The organism is Lentibacillus salinarum (assembly GCF_042679865.1).
Classification (GTDB): domain Bacteria; phylum Bacillota; class Bacilli; order Bacillales; family Amphibacillaceae; genus Lentibacillus; species Lentibacillus salinarum.
The window spans coordinates 12898-24921 of record NZ_JBHTNH010000004.1 but is presented as its reverse complement, the minus strand read 5'-3'; the positions used below and the strand labels follow the sequence as shown (position 1 = coordinate 24921).

At 47.0% G+C, this 12024-nt stretch carries 12 protein-coding genes and 6 tRNA genes; 2 read left to right on the top strand and 16 right to left on the bottom strand.

What is annotated here, in order from left to right; genetic code table 11:
• Nucleotides 1–97: 97 nt before the first annotated feature.
• From ACFQ4A_RS04555 to sigW, 4 genes are all read right to left on the bottom strand, one after another.
• Nucleotides 98–1327: a CdaR family protein gene (locus ACFQ4A_RS04555; RefSeq protein ID WP_382398025.1), complete on the bottom strand. Its 1230-nt coding sequence runs from the start codon at nucleotides 1325–1327 to the stop codon at nucleotides 98–100.
• A complete protein-coding gene (gene cdaA, locus ACFQ4A_RS04550; protein WP_382398023.1) occupies nucleotides 1327–2142 on the bottom strand; it encodes a diadenylate cyclase CdaA in 816 nt (271 codons plus the stop codon). Before cdaA ends, ACFQ4A_RS04555 begins: the two co-directional genes overlap by 1 nt.
• A gap of 152 nt (nucleotides 2143–2294) precedes the next feature.
• Complete coding sequence (locus tag ACFQ4A_RS04545) at nucleotides 2295–2942, bottom strand: zf-HC2 domain-containing protein (protein WP_382398021.1); 648 nt, start codon at nucleotides 2940–2942, stop codon at nucleotides 2295–2297.
• Nucleotides 2943–2956: 14 nt separating this feature from the next.
• A complete protein-coding gene (gene sigW / locus ACFQ4A_RS04540; protein ID WP_382398019.1) occupies nucleotides 2957–3520 on the bottom strand; it encodes an RNA polymerase sigma factor SigW in 564 nt (187 codons plus the stop codon).
• Between the two features lie 157 nt (nucleotides 3521–3677).
• Here sigW and ACFQ4A_RS04535 point away from each other — a divergent pair, with 157 nt between their 5' ends.
• Nucleotides 3678–3827: an aspartyl-phosphate phosphatase Spo0E family protein gene (locus ACFQ4A_RS04535; RefSeq protein WP_382398017.1), complete on the top strand. Its 150-nt coding sequence runs from the start codon at nucleotides 3678–3680 to the stop codon at nucleotides 3825–3827.
• Nucleotides 3828–4074: 247 nt separating this feature from the next.
• On the opposite strand, the gene rocF is transcribed toward ACFQ4A_RS04535, so the two are convergent.
• From rocF to ACFQ4A_RS04480, 11 genes are all read right to left on the bottom strand, one after another.
• Nucleotides 4075–4977: an arginase gene (gene rocF, locus ACFQ4A_RS04530; RefSeq protein ID WP_382398016.1), complete on the bottom strand. Its 903-nt coding sequence runs from the start codon at nucleotides 4975–4977 to the stop codon at nucleotides 4075–4077.
• 210 nt (nucleotides 4978–5187) lie between these two features.
• Nucleotides 5188–6285 carry a phosphomevalonate kinase gene (locus ACFQ4A_RS04525; protein WP_382398014.1) on the bottom strand — a complete coding sequence of 366 codons (1098 nt, stop codon included), beginning with the start codon at nucleotides 6283–6285 and terminating at the stop codon, nucleotides 5188–5190.
• Between the two features lie 12 nt (nucleotides 6286–6297).
• A complete protein-coding gene (gene mvaD / locus ACFQ4A_RS04520) occupies nucleotides 6298–7275 on the bottom strand; it encodes a diphosphomevalonate decarboxylase (protein WP_382398012.1) in 978 nt (325 codons plus the stop codon).
• A 94-nt stretch (nucleotides 7276–7369) separates the two neighbouring features.
• Complete coding sequence (gene mvk, locus ACFQ4A_RS04515; protein ID WP_382398010.1) at nucleotides 7370–8335, bottom strand: mevalonate kinase; 966 nt, start codon at nucleotides 8333–8335, stop codon at nucleotides 7370–7372.
• The gene (locus ACFQ4A_RS04510) at nucleotides 8332–9621 is read right to left on the bottom strand and encodes a hydroxymethylglutaryl-CoA reductase, degradative (RefSeq protein WP_382398008.1); all 1290 of its coding nucleotides are present in this window, start codon (nucleotides 9619–9621) and stop codon (nucleotides 8332–8334) included. The genes mvk and ACFQ4A_RS04510 overlap by 4 nt, the downstream gene beginning before the upstream one ends.
• Before the next feature lie 187 nt (nucleotides 9622–9808).
• A tRNA-Lys gene (locus ACFQ4A_RS04505) sits at nucleotides 9809–9881 on the bottom strand.
• A 241-nt stretch (nucleotides 9882–10122) separates the two neighbouring features.
• Nucleotides 10123–10194 (bottom strand) — tRNA-Gln (locus ACFQ4A_RS04500).
• 13 nt (nucleotides 10195–10207) lie between these two features.
• Nucleotides 10208–10292 (bottom strand) — tRNA-Tyr (locus ACFQ4A_RS04495).
• A gap of 48 nt (nucleotides 10293–10340) precedes the next feature.
• Nucleotides 10341–10416 (bottom strand) — tRNA-Thr (locus ACFQ4A_RS04490).
• Between the two features lie 371 nt (nucleotides 10417–10787).
• Nucleotides 10788–10863: transfer RNA gene (locus ACFQ4A_RS04485), tRNA-Val, on the bottom strand.
• Between the two features lie 2 nt (nucleotides 10864–10865).
• A tRNA-Glu gene (locus ACFQ4A_RS04480) sits at nucleotides 10866–10940 on the bottom strand.
• Between the two features lie 183 nt (nucleotides 10941–11123).
• On the opposite strand from ACFQ4A_RS04480, the gene ACFQ4A_RS04475 reads away from it, so the two are divergent.
• Complete coding sequence (locus ACFQ4A_RS04475; protein WP_382398006.1) at nucleotides 11124–11852, top strand: YwaF family protein; 729 nt, start codon at nucleotides 11124–11126, stop codon at nucleotides 11850–11852.
• Here the strand turns inward: ACFQ4A_RS04475 and ACFQ4A_RS04470 are convergent.
• Nucleotides 11849–12016 carry a hypothetical protein gene (locus ACFQ4A_RS04470; protein ID WP_382398004.1) on the bottom strand — a complete coding sequence of 56 codons (168 nt, stop codon included), beginning with the start codon at nucleotides 12014–12016 and terminating at the stop codon, nucleotides 11849–11851. The genes ACFQ4A_RS04475 and ACFQ4A_RS04470 overlap by 4 nt on opposite strands.
• Between the last annotated feature and the right edge of the window lie 8 nt (nucleotides 12017–12024).

Here is a 12024-nt window from a genome sequence, read left to right as displayed (position 1 = left end):
AGCCCACATGTATAAGCGCATTGTTCCCGAATCAGCTGGTAACATTCTATCTTATACGGCATCCTTATATCCTTATAGTGCCTTTTCTTCCATACCATCATGATGAAATCTCAACAACTGCCTCGTCGATCGCTTCACTCACATCAATATCATCAGGGGCTTCAATGGTAACCGGAATATCATGCTCACCATCTTCCAGTCCCCCGGCATCAATCGAAACATTGAATTCATCAGCTGCAAGCTCATCTATTGTGCCTTGACTTCCTGTCGCGGTTATAGTCATTTCCTCGTTTTCAGGTTCGACAAATGTGATCGTCTGGTTTTCATCAAGGTTCTCAACGTTAATCGGCACGTTCTCAATTGTCCTCGTTTGTTCCAATTCAAACGCCACTTCAACGGTCTCCGCATCAGCCAGTTTGGCCCCGTCCGGCAAAGCGAGTTCAACATCAAGTGTCCCTGATTCCGTGATATCAGCTAAATCAATTTCCTCTGTCGAAACCTCCTCAATACCTTGCAGAATCTCATTGGTTGCAAAAATTTCCACTTCATCCACATTGGCATCAATGGCGGACAGTTCATAGCCATTCGGCAACTCGCCCGCTGTCTGAACACTGACCGGCACGTCTTTGCTTGGATTATCAATATCGACCGATACATTCACGTTTTCCGGTTCAATCCGGACGTTCAGCTCATTGCCTCTGGCGTCATAGACATTGACCGGCGCTTCACGGCTGTCGATGGATTCCGTGACATCGGTCACATCAACAAACACCTTGACAATGGCAATTTGCTCAATGATGTCTTTTGAACTGGTAATCGTGACTTGTCCAGGCTCTGTCTGTGATGCGCCGATTTCAAATCCTTCCGGGAGCTCGTCGGTATTAATATAGTCAACGGCAACCCCGAATTCCTTTGAGGCGCGTTCCTCAATCGTTACGTCGATGGTTTTCGGTTCAATGTAAACTTTGAGGTCATCCGGGATACCGGTATGCTGGATATCAACCGTATGTGTCCCTGCTTCTAGATTTTCCAGATCGACATAGACATCAAAGTTCCGCTGCTGGGCTGTCGCTGTCAATGTCCCTATTTGTCCTTCAAGTGTCACATTGGCAACTTCTGGTACGCCACTGACGACATAATTTTCTTCATCGATACGAATGTTAACCGGCACATCATCAACCGTCTGCGCATCAGCGCTCGTATTCGGCAAAAGCCGCGAATCATTCTGGTATTGATCAATTTCCACCTGGACAAACACATACAGCGCAACGGCAAAAGCCAACGAAATAGCACGGACAAACCATGGACTTTTAAACCAATTATCCATTATTTCCTCCCCCTCTGATGGCGTGACTTGGATTCAGAGGCTCTCATGGGCAGCGATAATGTCTCACGCAAATAAACGCGCAATCCCTCCTGATCGAGGTTACGTTTTAATTCGCCGTTTTTCGTAGCGGATATACTTCCTGTCTCTTCGGATACGATGATGGTAATCGCGTCGGTCACTTCGCTTATCCCCATTGCTGCCCGATGCCTTGTCCCCAGTTCCTTGGAGATAAACGGACTTTCAGATAATGGCAGATAGCAAGCTGCTGCAAAAATTTCTTCACCCTTGATAATGACTGCCCCATCATGCAGCGGGGTATTCGGCGTAAAGATGTTGGTCAGCAGCTGATGGGTCAGCTTCCCGTTGATGGGGATGCCTGTCTCGGCATAATCACCGATGCCTGTCTCACGCTCAATGGAAATCAATGCACCGATACGACGTTTGGCCATGTATTGACATGAATGGGTAATCGCTTCGATCTTTTGTTCCAGTATTTCTTCCTCAGACCGTGCCCCTCTTGAAAACAGGTTCCCGCGTCCTAGCTGTTCCAGCGCCCGTCGCAGCTCAGGCTGGAATAAGATGATAATGACCACAAATCCCCAGTTAATAACCTGGTTGGTCAAATACTGAATCGTATGTAATTCCAACAAAATGCTGACGGCCCAAACCAGCAGCACGACAACGATTCCTTTTAACAGCTGGATAGCCTTCGTACCCCTGATGAGCATTATTAATTTATATAAAACATACCAGACGAGAGCAATATCTACGCCGATTCGCAATAATTCCAAAAGGTCAAATCCCCCATCAAGCATGCTCACACTTCCTTCCGCGCTTATGGACTCTACCGTTAATACGTAATACCGTTCCCATTATAGCATATTATTATTTAAAGCATCACCTATTATTAAATGACAAAAACCCGAAAGCGATATGCCCGGGTTTTTGCTGCCGGCGACCATATCTGTTAGCCGGATTCGTCAAGTAAGAAGATATTTCCGGCCAGGTCCTTCAGATGAAACCAGAGCCACTCAAACACGCGGTCGACCTCATGTAGTTCACCGTTCACTTCACCGGCTGAAGCCATCAGCTCTGATCCCTCAGCCTTATCATCACCGATTAATTCACCATTAACGAGCTGCACATCGCCATCTACCGTTCCATCGATCCGCAAATTGCCATTTTTGACGACTAAATCACCCGATACCGTCACACCCTCCGGCACAATAACCGTATCACCATGGATCTCCAGATTTTCCTGTTTGGAAACAACCAGTTCATCACTCTGATGCCAGGCGGAAACCAGCCCGCTGAATATGAAAACAAAGAAAATCGCCGCTGATGTCAGAATTGGATGTGCCTTGAACCAGCGCATCGATTTGACGCTTTTCTTTTCAGCCGGCAAACGCTTCATCACATGGTCCGCGAAGTCATCAGGGGCAGCGATCTGCCCGGTACTTTGAACGAGTGTAATCGTACGCTTCAGTTCATGAAAATGTTTTTGGCATGCTTCACATTCCTCAAGGTGAACACGCAGTTTATCTTCCTCCTGTTTTACCAGGTCACCATCCAAATATTGATGCATTAGCTGTATGGCTTCTGTGCTGCAATCCATGTGATCACACCCCTTTACACATGACGAAGCTTTTTCCGTAAAGCTTCGCGTCCCCGATGAATTCGTGTCTTCACCGTACCAAGCGGAATATCCAAAATCTCACTGATTTCCTTTAGTGAAAACTCCTCTAAATATCGTAACATGATGACGCTTCTGTACTTCGGCGGTAGTCCGGCAATCTTTTCGGTAATATAATCCTGCAGCTCCCATCCTTCCACTTCCTCTTCGGGGAGCCGATTATCGGCCGCCAACTGAGAGTACATCGTTAAGCCATCCGTTCCTTTTATCTCCGCATCAAGATAGTAGTCCGGCTTCCGTTTGCGAATCCGGTCAATCACCAGGTTGGTGGCAATCCGATAGAGCCAAGTCGAGAACTTCCGATTATCATCAAAGGAATGGATGTTCACATAGGCACGGATAAACGTTTCCTGCCCGATATCTTCAGCCTCATGACGATTGCCAAGCATCCGATAACAATGCTGATATATTTTGTGCTGATAAAAGGTCACCACATCTGCGAATGCAGATTGATCCCCGCGTTTAACCTGTTTAACTTTCTCCCTGATCATCCAATCCATTTTAGTACCCCCGCTTACCATGCGGTATTAACCATACGAATTAACACCGGGAAAGGTTTCAAAAAAAATGATATATAGCGAATCGTTCAATACGTTTATCAAGCCATTTAAATGGGTATTTCATATTTACAATTATACTAGAATCGGAGGACTTTTTGTGGAGGAACATTCATTATTATTACAAAAAATTGAAAACTACCGTCATAAGATGCTGGAGCTGAGTAGCGAACAGGAGTTGACAGCCTCAGCAGTCATCGAGTCCAGCCAGCGTTTGGACGAATTGATATACGTCTATCTAAATTCTTGAGGCGTCATAGAAATAAATAGAAACTGCTGTAAAAGACGTGGGGGGAATACGTCTTTTTTTAGAAAAAACATTGACGCGTCTTTTTAGATGCCAGAGGTCAGAAGTCGGATTGGAAGAAATCGGCGAGTTAGCCAATTTCGGAATTGAACATGTCGGCCAAAATTTGATCCTTTCTTAAACAAAAGACACCCAGACAGCATCGATGTCTTATACGTTTGTGTGGCACATGACCAGATGGCCGCTAAGTTTACTTCAATTTTTCACCAAATAATGAACCGATCAATCCGACAGCGAGTGTTGCTGTTTTGTTTTGATCATCCAGGATTGGATTCACCTCAACAAACTCCGCTGATGTCAGAATATCCGCCTCAGACAGCATCTCCATTGCCAGATGACTTTCACGGTAAGATAGACCACCGATGACTGGTGTGCCCACGCCTGGCGCCTCGTCAGGATCCAGGCCATCCAAATCCAGACTCAAATGAACACCGTCTGTTCGTTGTTTCAGATAATCAATTGCCTTGGCCATCACCTGAGACATGCCCAAGCGATCAATTTCATGCATGGAGTATACCGTGATGCCTTGTTCCCGGATCAGTTCCTTTTCGCCCGGATCGAGGGAACGCGCTCCGATAATCACAATATTTTCCGCTTTAACTTTTGGGGTGTAGTCCAGAATATTGGTCAGTTTTTCATGACCAATGCCCAGACTGACGGCAAGTGGCATGCCATGTATATTCCCGGACGGTGACGTGTCGCCGGAATTCAAGTCACCATGTGCGTCGTACCAGATGACACCGGGGTTGTCATAATGTTTGGCGATACCGGCCATGCTGCCGATCGCGATACTATGATCACCACCCAGCACCAGTGGAAAACGGTTTTTGTGTATTTCCTGAGTGACCATTTTCGCCAATTGTTGATTGCTGTCAGCGACTTGTTTTAAGTTGCGTAAATTGCCCTCTTGCACGTTGTCTTTACTGTCCGGCCGGGAAACAGGCACATCCCCCAGATCCGCGATGTGATAGGCCAGATTTTCGAGTCTTTCCACGACACCTGCGTAGCGAATGGCGCTTGGCCCCATATCAACCCCGCGCCGGTTTTGACCCAAATCCATCGGCACGCCAATAATGGACATGTTATTCTGCATCGTGTCACCCTCCCTTTTAAGCGCTTACTTATATTGTAGCGGAAGTGCAACGGATGACTCAACTCAACAAAAAAATGTATAGATATACATCAATAGAAATCAGATTGGAAGGAATCGATGAATTAGCCGACTTCAGTATTGAAAACGTCATCAAAATTTTATATTTTTTTATATTATAAAAAAGCAGGCCACCCCTCAGGCATAACCTGCTTAAAGAATCGTTGCACCGGCAGCATTTGGTTCGATAGCCAGCGGTTGAATGCCGGCTTCCTGCCATGCTTTCATCAACTGGTCAGCTTGTTCCTTAGATGGCATAAAGGCAATGCCACAGTCACCGCCGCCTGCACCGGACGATTTTCCGGCCCCGCCATGTGCTTCAGCGAGGTCGCATAATGTTGTCAGAAGCGGGGTTTCCACGTCTACCCCGGCATCTTGCCCCACTTTAGCTAATGCACGCCGGTTTTGTCGTGTCCCGTCAAAAATAAGCGAACCATCAGCATAGCGGATACCCTCCAAAAACGTATGGACCGCTGCAGCACTATCCGTCAAAAACTGCTGATATAAGGCGGGATCTGTCGCATTCAATGCTGAAATTTTATCGACCAGCTTAGTTGTTGAAGCCGGTGAGCCGGTCCAGCCGATACACAAATGGATAGTGTCCGGAAGTGTAACGGGCTGAACGAAAAAATACGGCCAGTCAGCATTGACCAGCTCCGTGATCCGCGTGAACTGCTGATAAGCATCCCACAGCCAGTCTGCCTGAAAGGATGCATACTCCAGCCAGCCGCCATAGGAGGAAGCAGCCACATCAGCACCGGAGCCGCTTCCCTGTGTTTTCACATGGGAAATGGCTGCTAGTTTGAAAATCAACGTATCGGACGATTTTTCCGGCCAAAAACGCTCTAGCATAGCCGCGACAACGGACGTCACGACCGCTGCACTCGATCCTAAACCATATTTTTTGCCTGATGCATCATCCAATTCACTGCGGATGACGAGATGAAAGGGATCCGGCGTGATGTCATGCTCCTGTAAATAGGTATAAACAGTGGTCATCGCTTCCGCCACAAACCGGACACGTGCATCATCCGTTTTAACATGAACGTTGTTGGATTCATAAGCCCAGACCATATCATGCAGGTCAAACGACTCCAGGGTCAAGCGATTTACCCTGCTATCACGGATGGTGGCATAAACGAAGCGATTGACCGCCATGACAACCAATTTCTGATATTTTTCCAGAACAGCAAACTCGCCGGCAACCATCAGTTTACCAGGGACTTGTACTGTCAACGATGAATCTGGCAACCTATTCAACCCCTAAATGTAGGATACGCCTTCTCCAGGCCTACTGACCGTGACATCATGAACGCCAGGGATCTCCTGGAGCGTGTTCCGGATGATCTTCTCCTGTTCAGGCAAATACAGCACCTTGACATTCGGCCCGGCATCAATCGTAAAAAAGGCCGGTACACCGGACACCCTTAAATCCTGTACAGCTTGCATAATCGCCATCGTCGTACTGTGCCAATAGCTGAACGGGGGGCTTGCAGCTAAAGTTGTCGCATGCATTCTGAGACAATTCGCTTCAGCAATCTCGCCCACCTTTTCAAAGTCTTTCTGGCTGATGCCTTGCTTGATGGCAGCCAGGTCATCTGGAATATTGTCGACCCAGGCAGGGTAGAAGGGGGACGTTTCCACCGTTCGTTTCATCCCTTCCCGGCTTAAAATTTTCTTTTCAGACGATGACAACACAACAGCAGCCACCCGGAGGTCCCAATGATCTTTCGGAGCGATCGGAACCGCATATGAATCCGAACCATCAGCTTTTGTGCCCTTTTCCCATTCGACAAACCCGCCATAAATCGACCGGCAGGCGGAACCGGAGCCCTGCCTCGTCAGCATGGAAAGCTCTGGGTCGGTAACCTGCAAACCAATCGCCTTGGCTGCCGCAGCGGCTAGCGCAGCAAACCCGGACGCCGAGGATGCAAATCCGGCCGCTGTCGGGACATGATTGGTTGAATGGATGTCGGCAAACACATCCGGTCTGCCTGCCGCTCTGCGAATCCGATCAAGAAATGCGGTCACCCGCTGGTATTCTGTTCCGTCAACCAGCCGGTCATTCAAATGAAACCGGTCTGCTGTCAGGTCTTCCCGGAATTCGGCGGTCGTTGTCGTATAAAAACCGTCCAATGTCAGCGATAAACTGTTGTTCATCGGCAGGATCAATGATTCATCGCGCTTTCCCCAATATTTGATAAGGGCAATGTTTGTATGGGCTTTAGCTGTCGCTTTCATGTCATATCCCCTTCAGTGCTGGCAAAAGTTTGTCACAAAAACGAGGTAAAATGACATCTTAAAGTGATCATTTTACCTTTGGCACACCTATGGATTAGTCGGTATTCTTTTTCAATGCGAATGACCAGACAGCATGTGCTCCAAATTTTTTCAGTTTTTCGCACAGCTGTTTGGAGTGCATTTCATTTTGAGCGAGTGCGATGACACATCCGCCATTGCCGGCTCCTGTCAATTTGGCACCCAGTGCACCTTCCTGCCGGGCAAAATAGATCAGCCTGTTCAAACCGGCATCACTGACACCAAGGGCTTCCAATTCTTTTTGGGCTTCGTTTAACAGCTGACCGAGCAAGTGCTTGCTCGCTGTTTCCAGGGCCGTTCTCGCCCGGTGGGTTATTTCCCCGATCCGTTCCAGTTTAGCCTGAATCCGGCGTGGTGCTGATTTAACCAGTTTTGTCACCGATTCCACTGCCAGCCGGGTATCGCCCATTCTACCGGAATCGGCCACGATAAAGTGAAAATCGCCCTGCGGCTCAATCAAGTCGGTCGGCTCTTCTTTCTGATACCAAATTGGCAGTTCGGACGTAATGGTCAGTGTATCAATACCGCTTGGCTCACCGTGTGCATGTCTTTCCGATATGTCTGCCAGATGTAATATATCTTCTATCAGATAGTCCTCTTCAGCATAGGCAAACAATGAACGAATAACTGCAACCGCCACCGACGCACTTGACCCCAGTCCTTTTCCGGGCGGGATAGATGACTTTATCCGGATCAGCAAATCCTGATGCGGCAAGTCAAGATGATCCAGTGTCGCCTCAACACATGTGGTGAGGCCACTTAATGATTCAGGTACGGACTCAATCGGGCCATGGTAAAATGTGCTGTCAATCTTGACCGAACCCGGGACATATTCCGCAATGGCCTCCACACCCACTAGCGGAAATGGGAGTGAAATGGCCGGCTGTCCATGGACAACGGCATGTTCGCCAATCAGAATTAATTTGCTATGAGCTACACCGATAGCTGTTTGTACGGAAGTTGTCGCTTTTTCTACACTCATTTTTTATATTCTTCCACCAATTCTTTAGCTTTTCCGACACGAATTTCGTTTTCATCAATCAGGCGCTGTGAAATCATATCAATCATCTCCCCTGTAGCTCCTGCTGCAATGGCAACAGAACGAGAATGTAATGCCATATGTCCCTTCTGGATTCCATCCGTTGCTAAGGCTTTTAATGCGCCAAGGTTCTGCGCAAGTCCGACAGCTACAATCACCTGGGCAAGTTCTTCTGCTGAGTCAACATTCAGAAGTTTGTGGGCAAGTTTCGCAATCGGGTGTACTCTGATTGAACCGCCAACCGTCCCGATTGACATCGGCAATTCCAACTCACCGACCAGATTGCCGTGCTCGTCCCTAGACCAGGCTGTCATCGATGTGTACATGCCATCACGGGCCGCATGTGCGTGAGCCCCTGCTTCCACCGCACGCCAGTCATTCCCGGTCGCAATGACGATTGGATCGATGCCATTCATGATGCCTTTATTATGCGTGACAGCACGGTACGGATCGGATGCGGCGAATTCATAAGCATGGATGACCCCATCACGCACGTATTCACCGGAAAATTCCCCTGTCTGCAGCCTATTCGGTGGAATCACACACCGTGCCCGCGCAAGACAGCGTTCCGGATAATTGGAAAGAATGCGCAAATAAACCTTTCCGTCAGTCAAATCTTCAATAACAGGCGCCAATGATTCAGCCATCGTGTTAATCATGTTGGCACCCATCGCATCACGTGTATCAACGTAAAGGTGGACGATCAGCATCTGACCATATTTGGAATCCGCCTCTTCATTTAGTATTCGAACATCCAGATCCTCTGCTCCGCCACCCCTGTTCAGTAGACTGGGGTAAGCATTATCAGCTGCTTCAAGCAACCTATCTTTTTTCCGTAAAACGGCTTCTTTGGCAGCATGGAAATCCGGGCAACCGACAACCTGAATTTGTCCGGTCATCACCCGGCCGGTTGCTTCGGTCGTAAACCCACCAGCATCTCTGACAATTTTCGCAATATGGCTGGCCGAAGCCACGACGGATGGTTCTTCTATAGCCATTGGTATAACGTAGTCTTTCCCGTTTATGAGGAAATTCAATCCCAACCCCAACGGCAGCGGGAAAGTCCCAATCACATTTTCAATCATATTATCAGCTGTGTCGATGGCTAACGGCTGTTTGGAAAATAAATAAGCCGTATCGTCTTCGGTAAACAGATCCATCGAGGTCAGCAATTGGCGGCGCTCTTCAACTGTCATGTTATAAAAGCCGGGAATTCTGGAAGTTTCCATGCCGTCTCATCCTTTTATACGCATTATGAATATGTGAAAGACATACTAATTGATTATCAATTTTACTGTTTCTATTATGTAAAAAAACAGGAAAAAATGCAAATAAACAAGGCTGTTAACACCATAACAACCTTGTTTATCTCTCGTTTCGTCTGTTATGTAATTATGCTAACGTATTATGTTCTGATGAGCCATGGAGGATTCGAACCTCCGACCCTCTGATTAAAAGTCAGATGCTCTGCCAACTGAGCTAATGGCTCGTGGATTTTATAAAAAGTATATCATTTACTTTAGTGATTCACTCTTATAAGTGCTTTGGGGTGCTCGTCGTGTTGCATGTTAATTCGGTGAAGTTGCACTCCTCGCAGGTCTGCACATAGTCGCATATTCGATGATGTCGGCGTCGTGCTCGTCGTGTTGCATGCTGTTTCGGTGAAGCAGGCACTCCTCGCAAGCGACGACACATAAAACCACCTTTTTGAAAATAGACATAAAAAAAGACTGGGCTAGCTGGATTCGAACCAGCGAATCACGGGATCAAAACCCGATGCCTTACCGCTTGGCTATAGCCCAATAATCAGGAATATGGTGGAGGGGGAGAGATTCGAACTCCCGAACCCTGAGGGAGCGGATTTACAGTCCGCCGCGTTTAGCCACTTCGCTACCCCTCCGTACTTATTGTTACTAACAACGTATTATTTTATACATGAAAAATTTAATGGTGCCGGCCAGAGGAATTGAACCCCCAACCTACTGATTACAAGTCAGTTGCTCTGCCAATTGAGCTAGACCGGCATATTTTAGAAACTTCTCTTAATTCCTTGTGTGCTATCATCTTGTGTGCTCGTCGTGTTGCAAGTGAATTCGATGAAGTTGCACTCCTCGCAGGCCTGCACATGGTAGCCTACTCGGTGATGTTAGCGGCTTGCTCTGCCAATTGAGCTAGACCGGCATTTGATAATATAGTGGTCTTAATCTTATGTGTGTTATCATTTTGTGTGCTCGTCGTGTTGCAAGTTGATTCGGTGATGTTGCACTCCTCGCAGGCCTGCACTTGGTAGCTTACTCGGTGATGTTGGCGGCTTGCTCTGCCAATTGGGCTAGACCGGCGTCTCCTGGTCAATATTCTTGCGCGATTTCATTTTATCTATACCGGGCATAGTAAATGGTGGAGGATGCAGGGTTCGAACCTGCGACCCCTTGCTTGTAAGGCAAGTGCTCTCCCGGCTGAGCTAATCCTCCGCTGGTGACCCGTACGGGATTCGAACCCGTGTTACCGCCGTGAAAGGGCGGTGTCTTAACCACTTGACCAACGGGCCATAATGCGCGTGTGCCATGCTTTGAAGTATGTATAGCCAAAACCGACAGATTTTATTATATACAGGTTGTCCTTCTTTGTAAAGAGGGTAAAGGAAAATTTTTATTTTCAAATTCAGCTTTTCCCTTTATAATTTAATTTACCAAAAAGTAACCTTCAAATCCGTGTGCAGGAGAGGATCATGATGGGGACTATTTTCCTGGAAGCAAACGGTGAACCTTTCAACGCGTTCGGCGCGAGTCATATTATCGCCTTATTGATTTATTTTGCCGGGGTCGCGGTTTTTTTGTCGCTGGCCAAAAAAATCCTGAACAATCCTGCCGCCTACAACATGATTCGCTGGAGCTTGTTCACCATCCTAATTTTATCCGAGGTCAGTTATCAGACATACACCGCTTTAAATGGGATTTGGAGTTTACGTGAGCATCTATTTCTTCACCTCTGTGGCATAGCTGGCATCACCGTCGCCATCGCTCTTATTAATCATAACAAGCGATTAATCCAAATCACATTTTTTATCGGACTCATCCCATCGTTTTTGGCTTTGGTTACGCCCGAATTACCGTTTGATTTTCCACATTATCGTTATTTGAAATTTTTTATCCACCACATGACGATTTCATGGACTAGTATATTTTTAGTCGTTTCCAGTCACGTCACGATTACATTCAAGTCATTCCTGAAAACATATGGCTATTTGCTGATCTATGCTGTCCTCATCGGGTTTTTGGTCAATCCGCTGTTGGGTTCTAATTATTTATACTTGTCGCATACACCAACCGCCAGCACACCGCTTGATTTGCTAGGGACCGGCACCTGGTATTATGTGAGACTAATTTTATTGGCCTTTGCCGTTTTCTTTGTGCAATATGTGATATACAGGCTGGTCACACGTCAAAAATTTGATCGCTAAGTATACATAAAAGCGACAACCCAGACAATCACGACAACCGGCAATGATGTATAGAGTGACCGCCACACACTCATATCATGTCTTTTAATTAAATACACCGCCACGAAAATTTCCATAATCGTGACAATAATGGCGAGCAGGATTAAAAGTGGGAATGTATTCAAGATGATTC